Source organism: Actinosynnema sp. CS-041913 (genome assembly GCF_050942485.1).
GTDB lineage: Bacteria > Actinomycetota > Actinomycetes > Mycobacteriales > Pseudonocardiaceae > Actinosynnema.
On record NZ_CP192037.1, the window covers coordinates 5232367 to 5256895 of the forward strand.

General features: G+C 72.1%; 19 protein-coding genes and 1 pseudogene. 6 read left to right on the top strand and 14 right to left on the bottom strand.

Annotated elements, in window-relative coordinates; all coding sequences use genetic code 11:
- Positions 1-36: 36 nt before the first annotated feature.
- The 4 genes and pseudogenes from ACQPZF_RS23900 to ACQPZF_RS23915 all read left to right on the top strand — a co-directional run bounded on the left by ACQPZF_RS23900 (position 37) and on the right by ACQPZF_RS23915 (position 3899).
- The gene (locus tag ACQPZF_RS23900; RefSeq protein WP_433260352.1) at positions 37-360 is read left to right on the top strand and encodes a hypothetical protein; all 324 of its coding nucleotides are present in this window, start codon (positions 37-39) and stop codon (positions 358-360) included.
- Entirely contained in the window at positions 357-1355 is a 999-nt protein-coding gene (locus ACQPZF_RS23905; RefSeq protein ID WP_433260354.1) for a hypothetical protein, read from the top strand. The genes ACQPZF_RS23900 and ACQPZF_RS23905 overlap by 4 nt, the downstream gene beginning before the upstream one ends.
- 234 nt (positions 1356-1589) lie before the next feature.
- Positions 1590-2687: pseudogene (gene rho, locus ACQPZF_RS23910) on the top strand (transcription termination factor Rho); the annotation flags it as partial.
- Positions 2688-2822: 135 nt separating this feature from the next.
- Entirely contained in the window at positions 2823-3899 is a 1077-nt protein-coding gene (locus ACQPZF_RS23915) for a phenylacetaldoxime dehydratase family protein (protein WP_433260356.1), read from the top strand.
- Here ACQPZF_RS23915 and ACQPZF_RS23920 read toward each other — a convergent pair.
- From ACQPZF_RS23920 to ACQPZF_RS23955, 8 genes are all read right to left on the bottom strand, one after another.
- Positions 3893-4279, bottom strand: coding sequence for a hypothetical protein (locus ACQPZF_RS23920; RefSeq protein ID WP_433260358.1), 387 nt, complete (start codon positions 4277-4279; stop codon positions 3893-3895). The two genes, ACQPZF_RS23915 and ACQPZF_RS23920, sit on opposite strands and share 7 nt — an antisense overlap.
- 114 nt (positions 4280-4393) lie before the next feature.
- Complete coding sequence (locus ACQPZF_RS23925; RefSeq protein WP_433260359.1) at positions 4394-7693, bottom strand: S8 family peptidase; 3300 nt, start codon at positions 7691-7693, stop codon at positions 4394-4396.
- A 189-nt stretch (positions 7694-7882) separates the two neighbouring features.
- On the bottom strand, positions 7883-8788 hold the full coding sequence (locus ACQPZF_RS23930) for a DMT family transporter (protein ID WP_433260361.1): 906 nt from the start codon (positions 8786-8788) through the stop codon (positions 7883-7885).
- Entirely contained in the window at positions 8761-9816 is a 1056-nt protein-coding gene (locus ACQPZF_RS23935) for a hypothetical protein (RefSeq protein WP_433260363.1), read from the bottom strand. The genes ACQPZF_RS23930 and ACQPZF_RS23935 overlap by 28 nt, the downstream gene beginning before the upstream one ends.
- Before the next feature lie 13 nt (positions 9817-9829).
- Complete coding sequence (locus ACQPZF_RS23940; RefSeq protein WP_433260365.1) at positions 9830-10849, bottom strand: hypothetical protein; 1020 nt, start codon at positions 10847-10849, stop codon at positions 9830-9832.
- A gap of 239 nt (positions 10850-11088) precedes the next feature.
- Positions 11089-12330: an MFS transporter gene (locus tag ACQPZF_RS23945; RefSeq protein WP_433260367.1), complete on the bottom strand. Its 1242-nt coding sequence runs from the start codon at positions 12328-12330 to the stop codon at positions 11089-11091.
- Complete coding sequence (locus tag ACQPZF_RS23950; protein WP_433260369.1) at positions 12327-13487, bottom strand: PLP-dependent cysteine synthase family protein; 1161 nt, start codon at positions 13485-13487, stop codon at positions 12327-12329. The genes ACQPZF_RS23945 and ACQPZF_RS23950 overlap by 4 nt, the downstream gene beginning before the upstream one ends.
- Before the next feature lie 257 nt (positions 13488-13744).
- Positions 13745-14107, bottom strand: a complete 363-nt coding sequence (locus tag ACQPZF_RS23955) for a hypothetical protein (RefSeq protein ID WP_433260370.1) — start codon at positions 14105-14107, stop codon at positions 13745-13747.
- A 323-nt stretch (positions 14108-14430) separates the two neighbouring features.
- Here ACQPZF_RS23955 and ACQPZF_RS23960 point away from each other — a divergent pair, with 323 nt between their 5' ends.
- The gene (locus tag ACQPZF_RS23960) at positions 14431-14907 is read left to right on the top strand and encodes an MSMEG_6728 family protein (protein WP_433260372.1); all 477 of its coding nucleotides are present in this window, start codon (positions 14431-14433) and stop codon (positions 14905-14907) included.
- A gap of 61 nt (positions 14908-14968) precedes the next feature.
- Here the strand turns inward: ACQPZF_RS23960 and ACQPZF_RS23965 are convergent, their stop codons facing one another.
- Positions 14969-16159: a macrolide family glycosyltransferase gene (locus ACQPZF_RS23965; protein WP_433260374.1), complete on the bottom strand. Its 1191-nt coding sequence runs from the start codon at positions 16157-16159 to the stop codon at positions 14969-14971.
- Positions 16160-16356: 197 nt separating this feature from the next.
- Here ACQPZF_RS23965 and ACQPZF_RS23970 point away from each other — a divergent pair, with 197 nt between their 5' ends.
- Positions 16357-16554, top strand: coding sequence for a hypothetical protein (locus ACQPZF_RS23970; protein WP_433260376.1), 198 nt, complete (start codon positions 16357-16359; stop codon positions 16552-16554).
- Positions 16555-16562: 8 nt separating this feature from the next.
- Here the strand turns inward: ACQPZF_RS23970 and ACQPZF_RS23975 are convergent, their stop codons facing one another.
- The 5 genes from ACQPZF_RS23975 to ACQPZF_RS23995 are packed head-to-tail and all read right to left on the bottom strand — an operon-like array spanning position 16563 to position 24072.
- A complete protein-coding gene (locus ACQPZF_RS23975; RefSeq protein WP_433260378.1) occupies positions 16563-17531 on the bottom strand; it encodes a zinc-dependent alcohol dehydrogenase family protein in 969 nt (322 codons plus the stop codon).
- 8 nt (positions 17532-17539) lie between these two features.
- Complete coding sequence (locus tag ACQPZF_RS23980) at positions 17540-18310, bottom strand: HisA/HisF-related TIM barrel protein (RefSeq protein WP_433260380.1); 771 nt, start codon at positions 18308-18310, stop codon at positions 17540-17542.
- Positions 18311-18344: 34 nt separating this feature from the next.
- Positions 18345-19580, bottom strand: coding sequence for an FAD-dependent oxidoreductase (locus ACQPZF_RS23985; protein ID WP_433260382.1), 1236 nt, complete (start codon positions 19578-19580; stop codon positions 18345-18347).
- A 22-nt stretch (positions 19581-19602) separates the two neighbouring features.
- A complete protein-coding gene (locus ACQPZF_RS23990; RefSeq protein WP_433260384.1) occupies positions 19603-20265 on the bottom strand; it encodes a hypothetical protein in 663 nt (220 codons plus the stop codon).
- A 15-nt stretch (positions 20266-20280) separates the two neighbouring features.
- Positions 20281-24072 carry an amino acid adenylation domain-containing protein gene (locus ACQPZF_RS23995; protein ID WP_433260386.1) on the bottom strand — a complete coding sequence of 1264 codons (3792 nt, stop codon included), beginning with the start codon at positions 24070-24072 and terminating at the stop codon, positions 20281-20283.
- Positions 24073-24529: the final 457 nt, after the last annotated feature.

A 24529-nucleotide genomic window follows, 5' to 3' on the forward strand; every position in this document is an offset into this window, starting at 1 on the left:
GCGTTGGGCAGCCCGATCAAATTCGACCCCACCCAGTTGGACCCCACACTCAGCGAACGGCGCGACTACTTCCGCCGGCTGCTCGCCGCGGAATGCCCGGCCGACCGGTGCCAGGTCGAGATCCGCACGACATACCACGACAACCCGGAGTCCACCGGGGACGACTGCCTGGTCAAAGCCACGAGCTGGCCCAGACCTCCGCACCGGGGCATGACGATCACCATCGAGGTGTGGAACCCGTGCTCGGAGAACGACCGCCCGCCCAAGACGACAACGTCCAGCACCCGGTCCACCACTTCCGTCCAGCCCACGGCCACTGAGCGGACCACCACCGACACGACGAGCACGGACGGCGGGTGACCGTGTCGGGAACGCGCACCCGCCGCGGCCGAATACCGGTCCTCGCGTCCGACGCGAGGACCCGGCGAATCCCGCACCGCATACACCTTTCCGACCCGGAGCCGACACCGGAGCAGGCAGACGACACCAAGGGACCGGCACGAGCGCTCAAACTCGTCGGCTCGGCGATCGCCAATGCGACTCTGCTCACCGCCCTGGTGTTCCACTTCGGTTTCCTCTACACCCAAGTGTTCTTCAGTCATTTCCGGGTGCACTACACGATGCTCGGCCAGACCACCGAGGAGATTCTCGCCAGGGGTGCCGACGGCATGTTCATCCCGCTGGCGGTGATCTCCGCCGCGACGCTCCTCGTGACGTGCGCGGTCCGCTATCTGCGTGTCCGGCTGAAGGCGAGCACGTGGCTGGCTGTTCTGCGGGTGTGCACTCCGATCGCCGCCGTCGTGGGGATCGTCCTGGTCGGCACGGCCGTGCTCGTCGCGGTCGACCCCGAGCCGTTCCGCGAGTACCCCGGTCTGCCCGGCATGGGTTTCTCCGTGGGCATCCTGTCGCTGGTCTTCGCCTGGCGGCGGGTGGTGTCGGCGTCCGACGCGGCGGACCGCGCAGCCGGCGCGGTCGTGGCGGAGTGGGTGATCACGTTCGTCCTGGTGAGCATCGGCCTCTTCTGGGCGGTCAGCGACTACTCCACCGCGGTCGGCGTCCGCCGGGCGTTCGAGGTCGAGGCCAGGGTGCCCGCGATGCCGGACGCGCTCCTGTTCAGCACGCGGAGCCTCAACCTCTCCGCGCGGGACGTGCGCGAGGTCGAGTGCACGCGGCCCGACTCGGCCTACCGGTACCGGTACGACGGCCTCAAGCTCCTGCTCCAGTCCGGGAACCAGTACGTGCTGCTACCGGTCGCGTGGACTTCGGCGGACGGCACGGCGATCGTGCTCCCCCGGAACGACCAGCTCCGGCTGGAGTTCACGCCGGCCGCCACCGCGCCCGGCGACACCTGCTAGCCGGCCGGTAGCCGGTCGGGGCGTCCGGACGGTGGTGGGTTGCGGTCGCCGCGGGTTCCGGCTACTCTGGGCGCGTCCCCGGTGGATGTTGGCTCCGGCCTCCCACGGGACGTCTCCCAGGTTCGAACCCCGACTCGCGGCGTTCGCCTTGATCCCGGTCCCGTGTGCGCACGGCCCGCTTCCGTCCGGAAAGGACGCACCTAACCCATGACATCGACTTTGTCGCGCGAAAACGAAACCGAGGCGGCGGTCTCCGTCACCGGCATCCTCGACCTCCGCGGCGCCACCGCCCACCTCCGGACCAGCGGCTACCTCGCCGGATCGGACGACGTGCACGTGCCGCCCTCCGTGGTCGAGCGGTTCGGGCTGCGCCGGGGCGACCTGGTGTCCGGCACGACCGGCCCGGCCCGCGGCAGGCAGCGCGCACCGCTGGTGCGGGTGGCCGAGGTCAACGGCCACCCGGCCGCGAATGCGTTGCGCCGCCCCGCTTTCACCGATCTCGTGCCCCTGCACCCGACCGAGCGGCTGCGGCTGGAGACCGCGCCGGACAACCTGACCACCCGCGTGATCGACCTGGCGATGCCGGTCGGCAAGGGCCAGCGGGCGCTGATCGTCGCGCCGCCCAAGGCGGGCAAGACCACCGTGCTGCAGGCCATCGCGCACGGCATAAGCCGGAACAACCCGGAGTGCCACCTGATCACGGTGCTGGTCGGCGAACGGCCCGAGGAGGTCACCGACCTCCGCCGTACCGTGCCGGGAGAGGTGGTCGCGTCCACCTTCGACCGCTCGCCGGCGGACCACATCGCCGTCGCCGAACTCGCCGTCGAACGCGCCAAGCGCCTGGTGGAGGAAGGCCGCGACGTGGTGGTGCTGCTCGACTCGCTGACCCGCCTCGGCCGCGCCTACAACCTCGCCGCCCCCGCGTCCGGCCGCATCCTGTCCGGTGGCATCGACTCCAGCGCCCTGCTGCCGCCCAAGCGGTTCCTCGGCGCGGCCCGCAACGTCGAAGACGGCGGCTCCCTGACCATCTTCGCCACCGCGCTGGTGGAGACCGGTTCGCTCGGCGACACCCTCATCTTCGAGGAGTACAAGGCCACCGGGAACGCGGAACTGAAGCTGGACCGGAAGATCGCGGGCAAGCGGGTCTTCCCGGCCGTGGACCTGGAGCAGTCCGGCACCCGACGCGACGACCTGCTGATGTCGCCCGAAGAACTCGCCGTCACCCACACCCTGCGCCGGGTGCTCGACGGCCGCGAGGTCGACGTCCTGCTCGACCGCCTCCGCAAAACCCGCACCAACACCGAATTCCTCACCCAACTCGCCCACGCCTGACTGCCCGTCGAGGGAGTGGTCACACCTCCCGACATCCCGCCCGGCCCTGGACATCGGCTGCCATCATCTACTGCTACTGGCACCCGTCCCCACCACCCAGCCGGGCACCCGCCCGGCGAGCACCCGGAGGTCCGTGTGGATCACCCCGTCGCAGCCGCCCACCTCGATCCACGGCTCCAGCGCACCGCGCCGAACCGGCCGCCGGGACACTCGCCGCGCGGTGGACCGGCGTTGCAGGTGGTCCTGCCGGTGGAACGGGTCGTGGTGCAGCGGATCGGCGTCCAGGGCGACCGGACCACGCAGGCATCCGACCGCCTCCGGGAGCTGCTGGCCGGACCGCACGGCCCGGCCAGGGCCGAACGGACCGAGGACCGCGACCACGACGCCACCGAAGTCGTGGTGTGCTACTGGACCGACCCGGACGAGCACACCGCCTGGTGGACGTCGGAGCCGGTCCGGACGTGGTGGGACGACCTGCCCACGCAGGGCCCGGTCGGGCACTGGCACGAGACCACCACGATCCCGGCCGACCGGATCGAAACCATGTACTCCAGCCCGCTCGCCGCGGGTCTGGCGGCCCTCGCGCCCTCCGGCCTCACCGACCTGCACGACTACCCCGGCGCGATGCGGGACCGTTTCGCGGCGTCCGACCACACCGACCTGACGACCGCGGCCGGCACCCCGTTGCGCACCGACCTGCCGCCCGGAACGTCCCCCCGCGGCCGACGCGTGCGGCTGCTCGGCCCCTCACCCGAGGGCCTGTGCTGGGTCCGCACCGCCCAGGACTGGGCCTCCGCGCCCGCCGACCAGGTAGCGGCCTTCCAGGACGTCGTGGAACCCACCTACCGCGCCGGCTACCGCCACCTCGCCACCGCGCCGGCCGAGGAGGGATGCCTCTCCGCCCAACTCGTCGGCGATCTGGACCCCGACGGCGACCCCAAGCGCAGTTCCGCCGTCGTCGCCTGGTTCCGCGGCATCACCGACCTGGAGCGGTGGGCCCACCACCACCCCACCCACCACGCCATCCTCAACGCCTTCTGGACCGCGCTGGTCGCGCCGTACATGGAGCAGCTCAAGCTGGTGCTCTGGCACGAAGTCCACGTGCTGCCCGCGGGCGCGCTGGAGTTCGAGTACGTCAACTGCGCCGATGGCACCGGCCTGCTATCCGTTGCAGGCCAAGGCGACCAGGCCCGCGCGGACGACGCCTACTGAGCCCCACGCGCGGCGGCGATCCGGTCGAGGGCGGACTTGGCTGTGCGGCGCACCCGTCCGCACAGCCAAACGCCGGCGACCGCCGAGTAGCGCACGAGGACGCCGGGCAAGCCGAGGGCGTCCAACGCCGCTTCCGCCGCGTCGCCCAGACCCAGCCGGGTCCACCACGCCCCCGTGCGGCCACGTGTTCGCCTGGCCCGCCACTCCCGGTGGGCCAGCAGCACCGTCCGGACCAGCAGGCAGACCAGTCCGAAGTGGACGACCAGCAGTGGCCAGCACAGCGCCGCGCACAGCTCCCTCAGCCCCCGCGCCCAGCCGTCACGCGCACGCAGCACCGGGTCGGCGACGGCGGCCGGGACACGCGGCAGGGAAATCGTCATGACCAGCACGGTCGCGCGGACCGGCACCGGTCCAGTAGGTCACCTGACGCACAACGGCGAGACTCACCCGGATACCTCGCGATCCTCGTGCCGGATCACGGCCATCGGGCCGGACTACGTGCGGTAGGCCCTCGTTATCGTCTGGTCGACCCGGTTGCCGTCGGCGTCCGCGGCGGATGCCTTCAACGAGACCAGACCGCCGGCAGGCGGGTTCCTCACCAAGGCGACGCCGGAGTCACCGACGCGGACGTAGAAGGGCTTCGTCCACGTCACCCCGTCGTCCACGGACACCTGGAGGTCGAACTCCCGGGTCACGCCGGCGGACGAGTCGGGCTGGTGCTGGATCGCGAACGGGATGGCGAACAGCCGTCCGGCGGGCGCCCGCTGGTCGAGGTCCAGGTGTGGGGTGAAGCGGACAGCCGACAGCGGCAGGTTCCGCGCCCGCTCCCCCGCGACGTGGGCCGACCGGAACGTCCACTGCGCGGTGATCGACTTGGACACGATGTCCAGGCCGGGCATCTGCCGGTGGACGGAGAACTGGTACGTCGCGTCACCGGGCGGGACGTTGGCGTCCAACTGCACGGTGCGCGTGCGCTCGGCCACCACCACGCCGTCGCGGATCAGTTTGGCGGATGCGATGCGCGTGTGCCCGGTGCCGATGTGAGTACTGCTGTCCGTCGCCAGTGACGGCACGAGCGACAGCGTGTCGGCCTTGCGGGACATGGCGATCGTCGGCCCGTCCCACGGGTTCGGCGACGGGTCGTTCCGGAAAGCCGGGCCCAGCACGCCGAGGTTCCACGTCTCCTTCGTGGTGCGGCCGGGGACCATCGTCGTGAACGGCGTGTAGCCGTGCGACTGGTTCGAATCGTCGACGATGCCCCGGAAGCTCTTGCCGTACTCGACATCGCTCGTCGCCGAGTAGTACTCGGTCCGGACCAGCGGCAGCACGGCATCGCCCCGGAAGCCCAGCCACCGCGACTCCGTGTCCCACACCGGCTTGTAGCCGATGTAGATCGAGGCGCGCTCGCCCGGTGCGGCGGCTGCGTACCGCGCCTCGGTCACCGCGAGGTCCTTGGGCTCGAACGTCCTGGCGAAGCCGTCGAAGAAGGTGCCCCGGCGGGAGTGCCAGGCGAAGTTGTACGCGTAGGGCGAGTTGAGCGTCGAACCGTCCTCGTTCCTGCGGAGGAATCCCGCCGCGGCGCTGCCGGAGATCATGCCGTCCGGGTCGTCGGGGCCGACCTGCCCGGCGTACAGCCGCTCGAACGAGGATCCGAGCAGGGTGTCGCCGAGGTACCACTCACCGCTCCGCACGCGGTAGTTGAGGCCGATCTGCGCGATCGTCGGGGCCGCGTCCGGTCTGGGCGTGGTGACCGAGAGGGGTTTCGCCGTCCGGACGTCGACGATGACGGTCTGGTCGCGGTCCATGATGATCCTCGGCGCGACGAGCATGCTCTGCGTGCCGGTGGTCCACTCGCCGTCGTAGATCAGGGTGTCGAACGTGTACCGCCCCTTGGGCAGCCGGAGGGTGGCGACGCCGTCGGGGTGGTAGACCGTCCGCCCGCCGGGGCGGTCGCCCTGGGAGATGAAGTAGGTGTAGGCCCGGGTGCTGGGATTGCCGTCCCAGCCGATCGCCTTGATGGTCAGCGTGTGCATCTCGGGTTCGAGGTACACGTTCATCGGCGTGCGCAGGCTGATGCCGTCCGCGGTCGCCGATAGGACACCGCCGAGGTGGGTGTCGATCGGCACGGCGACCGACGGGTCCATCGTCACGGTCACCGTGGCGGAGCCGCCCGCGGGCACCGTGACAGCCGGGCTGTCGACCGTGAGGAACCCGTCCGGAAGCGGTTTGCCGGCGTTGTCCATCGCGTCCAGCTTGAGGTCCAGGTGCAGTGGCGCGGAGCCGTCGTTGTGGTACGTCACCGTCCTGCGGACCGATTCGCGGTAAGGGAACTGTTGCATGCCAAAGGAAAGCGCGGCAGGTTCGGCGGTGGCGGCCTGGCCGACCGCACGTTCCACGTCGAGCCGGCCGGCGCCGGTGGCGAACCAGTTCTGCACGTCCGCGCCGGCCGAGGCGACGAGCCCTTGCTTCAGCCGGGCCGGGCTCCAGTCCGGGTGGCGCTGGGCCAGCAGCGCGGCGGCCCCGGCCACGTGCGGTGTCGCCATCGACGTGCCGCTGAACTCGGCGTAGTTCCCCGATCCGGCGGTGCCGGCGGCACGTGCCGCGACGATCCCGACTCCCGGCGCGCTGATCTCGGGCTTGACCGCGAGGTCGCCGAGCACCATGCCGCGGTTGCTGAACGCCGCCGGCTTGTCCGTGTCGTCCACGGCTCCGACGGCCAAGGCGCTCGGCGCGCTCGCGGGCGAGCCGGTCAGCCCCGCGGCGTTCCCGCTCGCCGCCACGAACAGGGTGCCGGGGTGTGCCTCGACCGCGCTCTCCAGCGGGTCCAGGCCGGCCAGGTTGAAGCCGCCGATGCTCATGTTGACGATCTTGACGCCACGGGCGGCCAGCCAGTCGATCCCTTGCACCACAGCCGAATCCTGGCAGCTACCCGACCGCCGGCAGGCCTTCACCACGTAGAGCTCGGCGTCCGGGGCGACACCGGTGTGCCTGCCGTCCTGGGCGGCTCCGGTCCCGGCCGCGATCGAGGCGACGTGCGTGCCGTGGCCGTGGTGGTCGATGTTGTCGGCTTCCGACGTGAAGTCGACCCGTTCGACGACCTTGCCCACGAGATCGGGGTGCGTGTCGTCGACGCCCGTGTCGATGATCCCGATGGTCGTGCCCGCGCCGCGGTAACCCGCCGCCCAGGCCGCCGGAGCGCCGATCCGGGGGACGCTGACGTCGAGTGAGACCTTCGACATCCCGTCCAGCCAGACCTTCTCCACGCCCGGCCGCAGCGCCCGGCCGTCGTCGGCGAGCAGACTGTGCCAGGTGGACACCGCGTCGCTGTGGTTCTGCCGCACCGCGACGGTGCGCGCGGCCGGGGACTCCGCGGTCACCACCAGGTTGGTGCGGTCCAGCCCGGCGTGCGAGGCCGTCGCGCCCTCCGGGTAGGTCAGCAGCAACGGGAGGTCGGGGCGCTGGTCGTACCCGTCCCTGACGAGCTGGGTCACGTCGAACAGCCGGGGATCCAGCCTGCCCTCGGTGAGCAGCGGCAGCGCGTCCACCGGGATGACGTGCCGGTGGCCGTCGACCTCGCGCGCCACGAACCGCATGCCCGGCCTGGCCGGGGAGGGGTCCGGGGACACCCGGTCGCCGTCCTCGGAGACCAGGACCCGGTCGCCGGTCACGAGTCTGACGGTGCGGACCGGCTGGTCGGCGTCCGGCTCCGCGGCCGGGTCGGCCCACACCGGGACGCCGGGCGTCAGCGCGACCAGCGACAGGGCTACCAGCAGGCGGGACAAGCGGTGGGCCATAACCTGATCGCTCCGTTCGCGGTGCGCGGGCAGACGGCAATCCCTGCAGGTCGCGACCAGGCCGTGCGGCGGAACGTCCTAAGGTCCTCGGGTATCGGTACCTTGCCACACCGACGATCACGGCCGCGAGCGCCGCCGGGCAACCGGAGCGCCGATGTGCCCTAAAGGGCAACGCCGGCGACAGTCGGGTCAGCGCGCCGGCGCCGCGACCGGGGCACGCTTGTCCCTCGCGCGTTCCCACAGGTAGAGGGCGGCCAGCGCGACGAGGATCAGCACCGAGCCGGCGATCTCGTTGGGGTGCAGCCGTTCACCACGCACGACCACGCCCGCCACCACCGCGACGACCGGGATCAGGTAGAACGCCAGCGAGGCCGACACCGGGCCCACCCGCGCGATCAGCCAGTAGTTGACCAGGAACGCCACCGCCGTGCCGAGTCCGAGCAGCACCAGGCAGACCACGATCAGCCACGTCGCGGTGGCCGGCTCGACCAGGTGCCCGCTGGTCGCCGGCACCATGATCACGATGGCCGTCAACGCCTGCGACGCGGCCAGCGACAGCTTCGTGTCGTCCACCGTCTTCATCATCCGGCCCGCGTAGCTGTAGGCGACGGCGTAGCACGCGGCGCCGCCCAGGCACAGCAACTGGCCGCGCAGCGACACGTCGCCGCCGCCGCTCCACGGCGCCAGCACGACGGCCAGCCCCGCGAACCCGACCAGGCACGCGCCGATCGCCGCCGGGCTGGGCCGGTCCCGCAGGAACAGCCACGCCACCGGGATGGTCAGCAGCGGCGTCAGGCCGGTGTACAGCCCGGCCAGCGCGCTGGTGACCTCCTCCTGGCCCGAGGCGAACAGCAGCCACGGGATGGCCTGGCCGAGCAGCCCCATCCCGGCCAACTTCACCCACGTCGACCCCTTGCGGGGCAGCGCCGCGCGGGTCGCCCGGACCAGCAGGAGCAGCGCGACACCGCCCAGCGCCAACCGGACCGCCACGACCTGGGCCGGGTTGAGGCCTTCCAGGGCTTCCTCCACCAGCAGGAAGTTGGTCCCCCAGACGGTGGCGAGAACGGCTACGCCGGCAACGTCAGCGGGGCGCAAGTGAGGGCCTTCCCGGCGGCGGTCGGGTACCCGGCGGACGTGAGGTCCCGGACGCCTCCGCCGTTGCCGTACCAGGAGACGATCTGGGCGTCGATGCGGGCGCGCTGCTCGATCACGTCGGCGACCGCCTTGGCGCACTCGCGCACGGTTTCCGTGCTGAGATAAGGGAATTCCGCGAGCAGGTCCAGCGACACCGCGTCGTGGGCCTCGTCCTCGTTGACATCGGAGTGGGCCACGATGGGCTGCACGAACCCCTCGGGCAGGCCGACGTCCGCGCACCGCGCCCGGAACAGGTCGAGGAAGTCCAGTTCGGGCTCCTCCATGGGGAACAGCGTCGCGAGCAGCGCGACCGGGAAGTTGTACGCGTAGACGCCGAGCGACGCCATGACGGCCGCGGTCGCCGGCATCGGTTGCGCGCGCAGCAGCTTGTCACGCGTGATCCCCACGGCCGCCAAGGACTTCTCCAGCATGCGGTCGTGGTCGCGCTCGCTCTGGTAGAAGTCCATGAGCTTGGTCCACACCTCGATGCCGAGGTCGTCGCGGGCCAGCGCTGGGGCCAGCGCACGCGGGCACAGGTGCGTCACGTGCCAGTACTCGACGGCGTAGCCGATGAGCTGCTCGCGCGTCACGGTGCCGGCGGTCATGGCCTCGATCAGCGGGCTGTGCACGGTGGCGCGCACCTCCTCGGCGTGCCGCCGCAGGAACGCGTACGCGGTGAGGCCGCTCATGCCGGCTTCCGCGGTCTGCTCGGCCTCGACGATCATGCCCTGCTCGTCCAGGGCTTCGAGCATCCCGGCGTACTCCTCCGGCGTGCCGGGGAACACCGCCGCGAGGTCCGGCGCGCCGAGCCGCCCGCCCGCCAGCACGTCGAGGAACTCGTGGAACCGGTCCGCGCGGTCCGCGTCGAACTCGAACTCCACGAACCTGCGGCCGTCGAGGTAGCTGAACTCCGCGCCGTTGTCGGGCGTGCGGGTCCGGGTGACGCCTTCGCGCAGTGCGGGCCGCCGGAAGCCGACCAGCGTGCTCATCGTGCCTCCACAGCTAGATGTCGACGGTGCGCAGCAGCGGGCGCGAGGGGTCGGAGTAGTACTGGAGGATGCCGTTGAAGAACTCGGCGTAGGCCTCCATGAACAGGTGGGCCTTGGCGACCCAGCGCCGTTCGGTGTCCTCGTCCACGCCGGGCACGAGCGCGAACAGCTCGCGGCTGACGGACGCGTGGTCGTGGCCCGCGTTGACCCGGGCGTGCTCGCGCATGGGGCCGACGAAACCGGCGTCCACGCCGACCCGGTCGCAGGCGGACAGGAACGCGTCGTAGGCGATCTGCCCGTCGGCCCCGGCCGTGTCGGAATCGAGTCGGCCTTCCAGGATGCCGATGGTGGCCAGGAAGAACAGTGGATCGGTCCGCGCCCACCAGGACAGCAATCTGATCAGACTCGACGTGGTCGGCAGCGGGCGGGCCCGCACGAGCTGGTCCTTGGTGACGCCGAGCGGCTCGAAAGCCCGCACCACGATGTCGTCGTGCCGGTGCTCCTCATGGTAGAAGCCGTTGAGCATGGTTCGCATTTCGGCGTTCTCGGCCAGCGCGAGGACGGCCGCGTCGAACTCGTTCTCCCGGAACAGGAAGAACCAGTTCTCCAGTCCGAAACCGTGGAAGACGTTGTGGTGGACGGTCTCCGGCCGCTCCAGCACGGCCTGCCAGAACGGACCGGCGAAAATCAGGTCCTCCAGTTGCCGGTGGAAGACGTCCTCCAGCCGGGAGAGCACGGCGAGGCCGGCGGCGGCGGGCGCGGGCGCGCCGTCGTCGACGAGGCCCCACACCACCGCCGGCGCGACGACCTCCCGGACCAGGCCGCCGTCGAGGCCGTGCTCACCGGCCAGCGCCTCGACGGTGGTGCGGCCGTCGAGACGGCCCAACAGCCGGACGAAGTCGTCCTGCGTCATCCCGTCGGGCGGCTCGACGTCCAGGACGCCGCCCGGGGTGTGCAGCTCGGCCGCTCCCGCGGCGCTGACCCTCAATTCCGCGCGCAGGCGCGGTCGACTCGGCACGAAATCAGCCGTCACCACGATCCCCGATTCCGACAGTTGGCGCGGCAACCGGCGCCGACGAGTCGACGCCGGCCACCGCTCACCGTTTCGACGTGCGGCAAAAACGATCTCTCAGAGGTGCACGGCGGACAGAGCCGGCACCTTGGCACGACGCTTGATACGCATTTTCCACCCCATTTCCCAATTATGGAAAATCGACTGTGCGCTTCCCGATGGTTCCACGGCCCCCGGCGACCGGCAATGGACCGAACGCGCTAATCGACGGACCGGTCGGGCCGGGTGCGAAAGCGGGTCATTCCCGGCACGGCCAACGTGCCCGCGCAGGCCAGCAGCACCACGACGGCGGTGCCGATCAGCGCGGTCCGCGGGCCGGTCGCCTCGACGGCCGGCGGCAGCAACGCGAGGCCGAGTGGACTCATCGAATAGGAGACCATGAAGTCCAATGAGGACACGCGTGCCTGCAATCCCGGCGGCACCTCGCGTTGCACCGCGCTGAACCAGGGGACGTTGAACAGCTCCATGCCGACACCGGCCAGCACGTAGGCGGCCACCAGCGGCCACACGACCGGGGAAAGCGCCAAGGCCAACGGAATCCCCGCGTACAGCGCCAGTCCCAGCACCGCGACCAGGCCGGGCAGCCGGGGCGTCCAGCGCGTCATGACCGCACCGCCGGCCAACGCCCCGACCGAGTAGCCGGTGAGCGCGGCGGCGTAGACGAAGTCGGTGCCGAACCGCTCCAGGCTGATCACCGGCAGCAGCACCAACTGGGACGCCTCCCCCACGGCGAGCACGAAGACCAGCATCACCAGACCGGCGACGAACCAGCGGTGGCGACGCGCTTCCCGCACACCGGACAGGAACTGGGCCACCACCGACCCTTCCGGACGGGAGTGGTCGGCGCGGCGTTCGGGCAGTCGGCGCACGGCGAGCGCGGCCAGGCACCACAGGACGGCCGTGAGCAGGCACACCGCCCACGGTCCGAGCAAGAGGACCGCCGCGGTGGCCACGCCGGGCGCGAGCACGAGCGCGAGCCGGAAGGTGACGGTGGACAGGGCGTTCGCCGACTGCCGTTGCCGCTCGGGGACGACCTCGCCGAGCATCGCCTGGTAGGAGGGGCGGAAAGCCCCTTCGCCCGCGCCGACGAGGAGCACGCACGCGGCGCTGCCCCAGCTCGGTCCGGCCAGCGCCACCGGCAGCAGGAGCGCGGCGGCGGCCCGCAGCAGGCACGCCAGGACCATCGTCTTGCGCCGGGACCACCGGTCGGCCAGCACGCCGCCCGGGATGGTCGCGGCCACGAAGCCGACGGTCTTGGCGGCCAGTACCTGGCCCAGCACCACGGCCCCGGAGCCCTGGTGCACCAACGCCAGCGTCACGGCCGCGGGCAGCAGGGAGACCGCCCAGGCGTCGGCGGTGTTGGCCGACCACAGGCGGCGGAAGCCGGGGATCGACCACGCGCCGCCCGCGGCGTTCTCGACCTGGTCGGTGCTGCTGGTCATGACCGCGGCCGGGGCACGGCGGCCGAGCCGCGCTCGTCGACCGGAGCGTGCGGCGACCCCAGCTCGCCGGCCAGTTCGGGACGGTAGTTGGCCGTCTGCGGCGGGTGGACGCTGTACGGGGTCAGGCGGTCGACCCTGCGGCGCAGCTCGCCCGGCGAGGTGTCCAGGCTCAACCCGTGCTCGCTGAGCCAGTCGTCGTGGTAGATCGTGTGCAGGTACCGCTCACCGCTGTCGGCGGCGATGAGGGCGACGGAGCGGTCCGGGCCGTGCTGCCGGGCCAGCCGCAGGGCCACGCACAGCGCCGCGCCGGTCGAGCCGCCGACCAGGATGCCCTCCGCGCGGGCCAGCACCCGGCAGGCGAGGAAGGCGTCCTCGTCGGACACCTTGTACACCGAGTCCAGCCGGGACAGGTCGTCCAGGTTGGCGGGCGTCCAGCCCAGGCCGACGCCCGGGATGAGGTAGGCGTGGGACTCGCCGCCGAACACGGTCGACCCGACCGCGTCCACGCCGGCCATGTGCACCTCCGGCGCATGCTCCCGCAGGTAGCGGGAGATCCCGCCCAGTTGCCCGCCCGTGCTCACCGTGGCGACCACCGCGGCGAGCGCGGGGCCGGTCTGGTCGACCAGTTCGACGGCCGTGTCGCGGTAGTGGGCCTGGGCGTTGAGCGGGTTGAAGCACTGGTCGGGGCGGAAGGAGCCGGGGATCTCCCGGTGCAGCCGGTTGGCCAGGGCGATGCGGGTCTTGTGGTAGGAGCCGGTGTCGTCCTGCTCGTCGACGACGATCACGTCCGCCCCGAACGCGTGCAGCATCGCGAGGTTGGTCGCGGTGGCCTTGGGGTCGACGATGATGATCACCCGGTAGCCGCGGGCCGCGCCGATCATCGCCAGCGAGATGCCGAAGTTGCCCGAGGAGGACTCGATGACGGTGCCGCCGGGCCGCAACAGGCCGTCCTCCTCGGCTTTGCGCACGATGTGCCAGGCCGGGCGGTCCTTGATGCTGCCGCCGGGGTTGCACCGCTCCAGCTTGACGACCACGGAGGCGTCGGACGCCCCGGTCAGGTTCTGCAGGCTGATCATCGGGGTGCCCCCGATGGTGTCCAGCACGGGTGGGGCGGCGACGCCGTTCAGGTCGGTGCAGGGGAACGGGGTGTGGACCATGTGAACTCCAAGGACTGCGAGTCGGGACGAAACGGCGGAGGCAGGGACAACCGCCGGACTGGCAGCGGACGGTGTGGCGCGTGGTTCGGGCACGACAAGGCGTCCCGTGCCGGGCGGCTCGCACGGAATGGTTCAGATCAGGGCTGTCGGCGGCGCCTGGTGGATTTCAGGGCACGCGAACCGGTCCCGCACCGCCGCGGGCGGCGTCGGGCGCACGCGATGCCGAGGGAAGCCGACGACCGGCACACTGCGGCAGGTCAGGTTCGGGCGATGCACACCGAAAGCAGAATGGCCCGACCCCCGCGGGCCCGCACCGGTGGTGCCCGTTCGGCGTCACGCGTGGAATGGACCCACGCCGCGCCGCACACGGCGACAGGCAGCACCAGGGCACAAAGCGCGAGCAGGTTCTTCAGGCCCGCGAAGGCGCCGGCGACAAAACACCCGGGATCATGGATCAGCGCACCACAGCCATCGGTATCGCCGTGGTGGTCGCCCACCGGCGACGGCGCCGTGGTGACGATGTGGACAAGCGATGCGGCACTCGACTCGTGCGCATTGTCATCGGTCGCACAGACCGCTACGTACAGGTACAGGAAACCAGCCAGTAACGCCCACGCCACGGCAGACCGCGGCCACCGGACAGTCCGCCGGCTGTCTCCCCCACCTTCCACAGTTATGGACGATACTGAACCAGCCGGGCGTGCGACATATCCGATCGTAGGTATCGCGACCTGCTACGAATGGCAACTGTCAATTGCTGAACACCGACCGTGGCCAGGTACATCAGGATTCATGCGATCGGGGACGAATTACCTACTTCGAATGGAGTAGACCCCGAGGTGGCTTCAGGACAGCACGCCGGCGAAGTCGTCGGGGTAGCCGAGGACAGCGAGCCCCTACTGCCCGGTGCCATAAAGCCGCCGGGACCGGGTACCCGCAGAGCGTGCAGACGTTCCTGCCTTACCCCGATTTCGCCGCGACCGCACGCGTGCTGGACAAGCGGCGGTTGGGCAAGCAGCGGGTCGAGGCGATCCAGGTGTTGCGCGGACTGGTCGTCCCCGGCTACGGCTGGCGGCACCACCCGGCGGTCAAGATGTGGGCCGGGTACGAGGAGGCGCTGGTGCGGTACGGGCTGGAGGTCTGCGCCGCCTGGTGCGCGCTCGGGCACGCCGACACGTGCGCGGCCACGCTCCGCGCCGGGCTGGTCCAGGTCCGGGGCGACACCGAGGTCCGCGACCAGGCCGGGCTGGCGGCGGCGGGCGACCTGCCGCCGTGGCTGGGAGACGACGACCTGCACCGCAGCCACCGCTCGGCGCTGGTGCGCAAGGACCCCGCGCACTACGGGCCGCTGTTCCCGGGCGTGCCGGCGGACCTGCCGTACGTGTGGCCCGACTCCGACCGCGCCCGCCACACCGCCTGACCACCGCCGAGCCGTCCGGCACCCGCCACACCTGTTCTCGTGGTCACACCGCGCAGGCCGGTCAGGCAGACCTCCGCGCGGTGTGGATGTGGCGTTCGATGTCGTCGGCGCCCTGGACGGCACCTCCGGCGTCGGCGATGTCGTTCCGCATGAGGTCGAGGTTCGCCCGCACGGCCGGGTTGTCGATGACGTCGGCCACGGCCGAGCGCAGTGCTGCCGGGGTGACCGCGTCGACGGGCAGGTGGACGCCCAGACCGAGTTGGTGGACCCGTTCGGCGTTGGCGACCTGTTCCGGTGTGCGCGGCACCGCGACCAGCGGGACGCCCTGACCCAGCGCCTCCATCGTGGAGTTCATGCCGGCGTGCGAGACGAACGCGGCGGCGTGGCGGAGCACGGCCCGCTGGGGGAACCTGGGCCGGACCTCCACGGTCGGCGGCAGCGGGCCGAGGTCGGCGGGGTCCGTGCCACCGATCGTCATCGCGACCTGCCACGGGCCGTCGGCCAGGGCTTCCGCGGCGGCGCGGTAGAAGTCGGCGTCGGTCAGCCGGCTGCCCAGCGAGACGTACACCAGCGGTGCGCGCAGGACGCGGGGTGACCAGGGTGCCCGGTCCGCGCGGTCCGCGCGGTCGGCCGCCGGCGGGCCGAGGAACCGGAAGCGCTGGTCGAACTCGTCGCCCGCGGACTGGAAGCGGCGCGGGACGAACACCAGGTTGAGGTCTTCGGGCACGTCCATGGTCCCCGCGACGTCGAGGTCGACACCGTGTTCGGCCGCGAACCGGGCGCAGTCGGCGGCGAGCGCCGCCATCGCCGGGTTGCCGTCGTCGAGCCCGGCCGTCATCCGGGCGTCCAGCGAGAACGAACCGCCGGAGGCGAAGTGGGGCACGCAGCGCACCGCGGGCACATCCGTCCGCCGGGCCACGAGCCGCGCCGGCCAGTTCGTCGCGTCGTACACCACCCCGTCGGGTCGGGTGGCGGCGCAGTGCGCCAGCAGCACCGGGTAGGTGGCGCTCAGGGCGGCGAAGTAGTGCCGCAACCACGCCGCCAACACGTCGGGGCCGATGCGTGGCGGCGGGGTGAACGGCGGCAGCGAGGCCAGCGGCACCCACCCGGCCCCGACCTCCCGGACCACGTCGGCGTTCTCGGCCCCGGTCGCGTACTCCACCCGGTGACCGCGCCGCACCAACTCCTCGACCAGCGGGATGGTCGGGGTGAGGTGCCCGTCTCCGGCGAGTGCGACGAACAGCAGGCGCATCCGCCGGAGCATAGGGACCACGAGCGGCCGGCCACCGCAGGAGGGTGGCCGACGGACCGGGTCCTCCGTCCGCCGACCACCGCTCGCGGCGCAGCCCCTGCCGCTGCGCCGGATCGGCCAGGCTGCCGAAGCCGCGGTGGGGAGCCTGCGGCCGGGCGCCTTCCCCGATCCGCCGTCCAGTCCATCAGGCGGGCCGAATGCGGACCAGGCAGAACAACCGGCGGAAGTGCGGGCAACACCACCGCCGCGCGGCCTCGAACCCGCCGACCGCCGGCGCGCGGGACGGACTGCGGCAACCGGGTGCCCGCGACCCGCGAACCGCCACCGCGCGGGACGAAGGGTGGCAACCGGTGCCCGCGAACTCGGCGGGCAACCGGGCGGACGACTCCCCGTGACAATGCGATCAGCCGGTCAGGATCACCTTGCCGTTGCGGTCCGGGCGGTGGGCGTGTTCCAGGGCCTGTCTGACGTCGTCCAGGTCGTAGGTGGCCGCCACGGGCGCCGCGAAGCCGGGGGTGCCGAGCAGGGCGATGGCGTGCTCGGCCAGCTCGACGCGGACGTGGGCGGGCAGTCGGGCGAGGTGGTGGGGCAGCCAGAAGCCGCGAACGGTCAAGCCCGCGAACACCAGCGCGTGCGGCGTGATGGTGAGCGCGCCGCCGTCGAGCATCCCGATCACCACAACCTGCCCGCCCGGTCGGACGCAGCGGAGTGCGGTGCTGCCCGGTTGTCCGCCCACGGCGTCCAGCACGGCGTGGGCACCCTGGCCGTCGGTCGTGTCGAGCACGCGGCGGACGAGGTCGTCGGTCGCGACGTTCACCACGATGGCGGCTCCGGCACGGGTGAGGTGGTCGACGTGCCGGTGGTCGCGGACGACGCAGATGCACCGGATGTCGTTGCGGCACGCCAGGTGGAGGACCATCCTCGACAGCGCCGACCCGGCCGCGGTGATCAGCAGCCAGTCGTCGCCGCACAGCGCGAGTTGGCGGACGAGCAGGAGCGCCGTGACGGGGTTGACGGTGAGCTGGCACGCCACGGAGTCCGGCAGGCGGTCCGGCACCGGCACCACGTCCGGTTCCGGCACCGTGACGTACTCCTGCCAGGTGCCTTGTGCCGACACGGCCACGCGTTGGCCGACGGCGTACCCGTCGGCCGTGGTCTCCTCGACGGTGCCGACGCCTTCGAACCCCGGCACGGCGGGCAGGGTGGGCCGCCGCCCGTAGCGGCCCTCGATGAACAGCTCGTCGGACGGGTTGATCGGGCGGGCCCGGAGTCTCACCAGGACCTCCCCCGCGCCGGGTCGGGGACGTGGCCGGGTCACCGGCGTGACGACGGCGGAAGGGGGGCCGTGGTGGGAGAAGACCACGCTGCGCATGGCGGGCGTCACCGTTCGGCGTGCAGCGGGGTGCGGCGGATGTCGTCCAGCGGGACGCGGCCCGAGTGCAGCATCCTGTTGGCCAGCACGAACGCCGCGCCGCCGGTCGTGATGCCCGCGCGCAGGTCTTCGATGCTGCGGCTGCCGCCGGACGCGACCACCGGCAGCCCGGTGGCGTCGACCAGCGTGCGGGTGAGGGCGTGGTCGAAGCCCCGGCCGGTGCCCTCGCGGTCGGCGCAGTTGGCGATGACCAGGCCGCACCCGAGGTCGGCCAGCGTCCGGCCGAACGAGACGACGTCGATCCCGGTCGGGGCCTCGCCCCCGTCGACGTACACCGTCCAGCCGTCCTCACCCTCGCGGCCCCTGGCGTTGACCGTGCCCACCACCCGGTCCGACCCGAAGCGCGCGGTCGCCGCCGCGACGACCTCCGGGTCGGTGACGACGCTCGTGCTCACCGACACCGCCGCCGCGCCGGCGTCCAGCAGCGTCCCGCAGGACTCGACGGACGGGATGCGGCCGTGGTGCAGGGAGACCAGGGGCCTGATCGCCGACGCCGCGCCCGCGATGATCGCGACCGTTTCGGCGAGCGCGTCCCAGGTGTCCATCACGTCGATCAGGACGCGTTGCACACCCGCTTCGGCGTACCGCCGGACCAGCTCGACCGGATCCCGGTCGTCCCGCACGCCGGCGATGCCGGTGGCATCGGTGGAGCGCCCTGCCACGACGTCGACGCACGGGATGAGCACGTCGATGAGGCTCGGGGAATCGGTGACGGACATGGGAGTCCTCCCAGCGGGTGGTCGTCGGAGCGGGTCAGGGCGTGGTCAGGTGCCGCAGGCGGGAGCTGCCCGGTGCGAGCCGGCGGGCCACCTCGGCCGCCGAGTCGATCGCGGTCTCCTGGTCGCCGGGGCCGGCCGTGTAGTGGCCGGCGAAGTGCAGACCTTCGTGCCCCTGCACCATCGCCAGCGTGCGTTGCGCGCGGACCAGGTCGGCGGTGGGCGGCAGCGCCTCGAAGGCGCTCGTCGCCAGCACCTGTCGCGGGAGGACGGAGCGGTGGGTGATCTGGCTCTTGAACACGTCGACGCCGTACGACGGCCCGTACCAGAAGCTCGACTCCGCCCAGCCGTCGTGGCTGACCACGTTGTGGGTCGACCACCGGGACCGGTCCCCCGGCATGTACACGGGATCGAGGTGCAGCGCGTAGCGCACCGGCCGACAGGCGAACCGGTGCAACACGTGCCACGGCCTGCCGGGCGCGGTCATCGACTCGGGGAGCAGCCGCACCGCCGTCGGTGGCGGCACGGCGAGCACCAGCCGCTCCACCGCGCACCGGCCGCCGGCCGTGTCGGACAGCACGTACCCGCCCTCGGTGCGCTCGATGCGGTCGACCGCGGTCCCGGTGCGGATCTCGGTCCTCGTCAACTGCCCGGCCACGGCCCAGGAGAGGCTTTCCATGCCGCCACGCAGGATGCGCACCGGCATCGCCTCGTCGCTCGCGACGCCGGCCAGGTACGTGAGCGCGGCACGGGCCGATACGCCGGCCACCTCCGGCACCGCGCACCCGAACAGACTGGCGATCAGCGCGTACAGGACGTGGTCCACCGCCTGCGGCGGCAGCGACCGGGAGGCCACCACCTCGCCGAACGGGACGTCCCACGCCGGCGGCTCACCCAGGCCGTCCAGAAAGGACTTGACCGGTTCCCAGGCCGGACCGTGCCCCACGCCGGCGGGTCGTCCGGGGTGGCTGCCCACCAACGAGGGTGACACGTCGTCCGCCCAGAACGTGTGCGAGGACGGGATGTCGGCGAAGTGCCGCTCGCCGAACCCGACGGCGGTCAGCAGCGCGGAGTGCGGCGAGGAGTCGTCCGCCGCGATCTCCTGGGCGCCGAGGTCGAAGGTGGCGGACACGCCGTCGACGCATCCCGTCACCGACCGCGCGTTGCCCCCGATGCGGGAGCGGGCCTCCACCACGACCGCGGTGCACACCTCGTCGATCAGCCAGGCGGTCACCAAGCCCGCGATGCCCGCTCCCACGATGCCGACGCGCATGGCGACGCCTCCCCCGTCGCCGTCAGGACCAGGACTCGGCGGAGGCCCGCCAGAACAGCCCGATGTTGGCCTCCAGCAACCGGGCCGCGAAGGCGGCCTCGTCCGGGTCGTCGCCCCGCGCGATGCCGTCGTCCACCACCTCCAACGCCAACGCGAGCAGCTCCTCCGACGCCGTCCCCTCGTAGTAGGCGAAGAACTCGTCGGGCACGGTGAGCGTCGACTCCCGCGCGGCGGCGGAGATCGCCACGCAGTCCGGGAAGTAGACGGTCATGTCGGTGTGCAGGGCCAAGGCCAGCGACGCCTGGCTGCCGGTCACCGCGATCCACGACAGGCACCCGCCGAAGGCGTAGATCGCCGGGTCCGGCACCCTGCGCCGCAGGTCGGCGTCGTCGAACCCGAACGCGCGGGCACAGGCGAGGAGCTTCGGCGTGGCGTCGGAGACGAGCTGGATGATCCCGGTCAGGAACTTCGTCACCGGCTGGCGCGGGTGCCTCGTCAGCCCGACGCCGTAGGCCACCTGCTCGGCGTGGTGGGCCTCCAGTTCGGTGAGGACCATCCCGCGCAGGTCGTCCAGGGTGAGCGTCCCGTTGTGCGCCTTGTCCAGCACGGCGTTGCCGATCGGCTGCTCGCCGCGCAGCGTGGCGAGCCGTGCGGCGAGTTCGGATGCGGCGACGTGGTTCGCCATGGTGTGGCTCCTCGACTAGTGGTGCGATTCCTCGGCGCGGCCGGTGAGGGCGGCGGCCCAGTAGGCGTGCAGCAGGGGTGCGACCCGGTCCGCCGTGCCGGCGATGGTGTCCGGTTCCTCGTCCTCCTCGATCGCGCGGGCGATCACCTGCCCGCAGGCTTCGAACGACGCAGCGAGCACCTGCCGCGAGTCGTCGAGGTACCGGAGCACCGGGGTGGGCGCCAGGGTGGTCACCCGGCGCAGGGCGTGGCCGAGTTCCGCGCAGACCGCCGAGTGCATCAGCAGTCCACTCCGGACGGCCGCCGCGGCGGCTCCGGGACCGGCGTCGGCGGCCAGACCGGTGAAGAACGCGGCGAGGCCGACGGCGGCCGGAGCCGGCTCGCGCGGAGCGCCGTCCAGGGCTTCGGCGGCGGCCCGCGCGCCGAGCACCAGGTCGGTGACCGCCTCGGAGAGCCGGTCGAACAGCCCGCCGGCGGGTGTGCCGCGGAACCGGTGCGCCAGCCGCGTGAACGCCTCGGCCTCGGCCCGACGGGTGTGGACCTCGCCGACGGCGACCCGACGCAGCTCCTCGGACCCGAGGTGGTCGTGGCACGCCGACCTGCCCAGCGGGCTCGCGCCGACGTGCGCCGTCAGATCGGGGAGCATCCGCCGGACCAGGGCGGCCGTCCCCGCCCCGCCCGGCGTCCCGGTGTCGTCGGCGGGCAGGGGGCGGGTCGCGTCGCGGCCCGGGGCGGGGGGCAGGAAGCCGGACTTGATCAGGCGGTCGAGGTACTTGTCCAGCAGGTCCGCGTCGACGGGAGGCGGGTGCGGCCCCGCCTCGCCGGTGGCCCGCGCGGTGTTGGCGCGGCTGAACTGCGGGAAGTTCCCGGCGAGCTGCATCTCCTCGACGGTGGTGGAGGTTCCCGTAACCCTGGTGTTGAACATGGGGAGGTACGGGGTCATCGGGCGGTAGGGGTCCGTCCTGCTCAGGTTCGTCACGTGGTCGACCCAGTCGGCGTAGGGGACCTTGCTGATGCGGTACCCCCGGTGGCGCAGCCGGTCCACGAGCAGGTCGAGGCGCGCGGCGTGGGGGTTGGCGAGGTGGTACGTCCGGCCGTCGTGCCGTTGGGTGCGGATGATGTGGACGATGGTTTCCGCGGTGTAGTCCACCGGGACGAAGTCGAGCGGCAGTTCGACGTCGGGGGCCGTTCCGGTCTCGACTATCGCGCGGAACCACGCGCACAGGAAGGTGTCGGTGTTCCAGATGCCCCGGTCGCGGGTGCCGGTGATCTCGGACGGCCGGTGGATCGACACCGGGAGGCCGCGTCGCGCGGCGTCGCGCACCAACTGCTCGGCGACCCACTTGGTCTCCAGGTAGCCCAGCGAGAGCCGCTCCGGGAAGCCGGGCGGCTCGTCCTCCATGACGTAGCGGGAACCGGTGGCGGCGAAGCCCGTCAGCACGGCGATGGTCGAGATGTGGTGGAAGGTCTTCAGCCGTGGCGACGCGGCGAGTTCGAGCAGCGTGCGGACGCTGTCGACGTTGCTGCCCCGCAGCGCCTCGTAGGGGTAGGCGAAGTTGACCGCCGCTCCATTGTGGACGATCGTGTCCACGGTGCCCGCGAGCCGGTCGAACCCGTCCTCCTCCAGCCCCAGCCGGGGTTCGGACAGGTCGCCCACCAGCGGCACGACGTGGTCCGCGACCTTGTCGTAGTCCAGGCCGTAGCGGCGGACGCGGCCGGCGAGCCTGCGCCGCGCGTGCGCCTCGTCGTGCGCCCGGACCAGGCAGTGCACCTCCGGGACACCGGCGTCGACGAGGCGGTCGAGCAGGAACACACCGAGGAAGCCGGACGCGCCGGTGAGCAGCACCCGCCGGGGGGCCGCCGGATCACCGGCGGGCGGCGCGCTGAACCGCAACTCCTCCGACAGCCGGGCCTCCTGGGAGAAGTCCACGGCGGTGGCCGCGCTCTCGTCCGCGGCGGAGCGCACGGCGTCGACCTGTCGCGCGAACCGCTCCAAACTCGGATCGGTCAGCAGGGCGCGGACCAGCGACCCGGTCCGGTGCGGCGCGACCCCGGCCTGGCCGCCCACCGCCGCGGCGACCTGCGCGGCCTGGACCGACTGGCCGCCCAGCGCGAAGAAGTCGTCCTGCCGCCGCACGGCGGGGACGCCCAGGGCCCGCTGCCACACCGACGCCACCAGGCGCTCGGCGCCCTCCCGCGGGCGGTCGCGCTCGTCCACCGGCGCCTGCTCGGACTCCCCGGTGGTCCGCAGCCGGTCCCGGTCGACCTTCCCGCTGGACGTGAGGGGCATGGCGTCGACCACCCTCAGCTCGGTGGGCACCATGAACATCGGCAGCCGGTCCCGCAGGTGGCGGCGCAACGCCTCGGGCAGCGCCCGCCGGTCCGCGCCGCCTGCCCCCGTGACCCAGCCGCACAGGTGCCGGGCACCGGCCGGCCCGTCGAGCACCGCGACCACGGCCTCCTCCACCTGGTGGTGCGCGGCCAGCACGATCTCGATCTCGCGCAGCTCCACGCGGAAGCCGTCGATCTTGACCTGCCGGTCCCGGCGGCCGAGGAACTCCAGCACCCCGTCGCGTCGCCAGCGGGCCATGTCGCCCGTGCGGTAGAGCACGCCTCCGCGCCGGTCGGAGAACTGGTCGGGCACGAACCGCTGGGCGGTGAGCCGCGGCTTGTTCAGGTAGCCGATCGCCACACCGTCGCCGCCCACCCACAGCTCGCCCTCCTCCCCGACGTCGGCGAGCGACCCGTCCTCCCGGACCACGTACGCCGTGGAGTCGCAGACCGGGCGGCCGATCGGCACCGACTCGGCCTCCGGCGGCAGCTCCTCCACCACGTGGGCGGTGCTCAGCCCCGTGTTCTCGGTCGGTCCGTAGCCGTCGACCAGCCGGCCCGGCCGGGCCGTCGCCAGGAGCTTGCGGACCACGTTCGGGTTCAACGCGTCGCCGCCCGCGACCAGGCGGCGCAGACCGCGGAACATCTCCGGCCGCTGGGCGACGAACTGGTGGAACAACGCGGACCCGAGCCACATCGTGGTCACCCGCTGCTGCGCCAGGAAGGACTCCAGGGCCGGCGCGGACAGCACGGTCTCCCGCGTCGGGATCGCCAGCCGCGCGCCGTTCAGCAACGCGCCGAACAGTTCGAAGACCGACATGTCGAAGGTCGGGTTGACGGTCGCGCACACGGTGTCGTCGGGGCGGAACGCGAGGACACCCGTGTTCCGCGCCAGCCGGACGATCCCGCGATGCGGCACCACCACCCCTTTGGGCGCGCCCGTCGAACCCGACGTGTACATGACGTAGGCGGGGTGCCGAGCGGTCAGTTCCGGCCGCTGCGGCGGCTCGGCGTCGACGGTGTCCCGCACGCCCAGCACGAGGACGTCCGACGGCAGCGCGTCGTTCCCGGTCGGCGGAACGACCACGACGCCGCACCCCGCGTCGGCGAGCACGGTTTCGACCCGCGGCTGCGGATCGTCCGGTCCGATCGGAACCCACCGGGCTCCGGTGCGCAGGATGGCGAGAATCGCCACATAGGCGTCCACCGACCGCTCGATCGCCACCGCGACGGAATCCCCCACCCGGACACCTTCCGCGGCCAACACCGCCGCCAGGTTCTCCATGCGGCGCAGGACTTCGCCGTAAGTCAGGTCCTCGCCGTCCTGAGGGGACAGCGCGACAGCGTCGGGAGTCGCTTGCGCCTGTGCCGCGAACAACTCGTGGACGAGCCCGTCACGTGGATAGTCCGTGGCTGTTCGATTCCACGTCCGAACCCTATCCAGGTGCTCGGCCCGCGACGGCTCCGGCGATTCCAAGAAACCCACTCCCCAACGCGGTGAAAGGTGCCACAAACACGATATTATCGCAGGTCAGAGGCTGCAAGCGGCCGTTCGGGTAACTGGCCTTCACCGTGTTGCGCTGGACTTTCCGAGTGCATTTCCCCGACTGCCCGCCAAGTGGTCAGCGGCCGATCAGGGAAAATCCTCCCACCGGTCTTGCCCCGGTCGGTTCGGCGGAGTAGAGAAGTGCGCGGTGACAAGTTCGTCGGCGATAGAAATGCCCCCTGAATCAGTCCGGGCAATTCCTGCACCGCAGGGCGATGTGCCCGCCGCCGACGGACCCGACGGACCCCGCCGCGGGCGACCGGGCGTCCTCGGCCTGATCATTCCGGGTCAGTCCGCCATTCGACCTGGACACCGAACGATGGTAGGGCGACCGTTCAGAGTCTTTTCCGGTCGGCACGGAGCAATTGTCCTGTCGGTCCGGTCACGG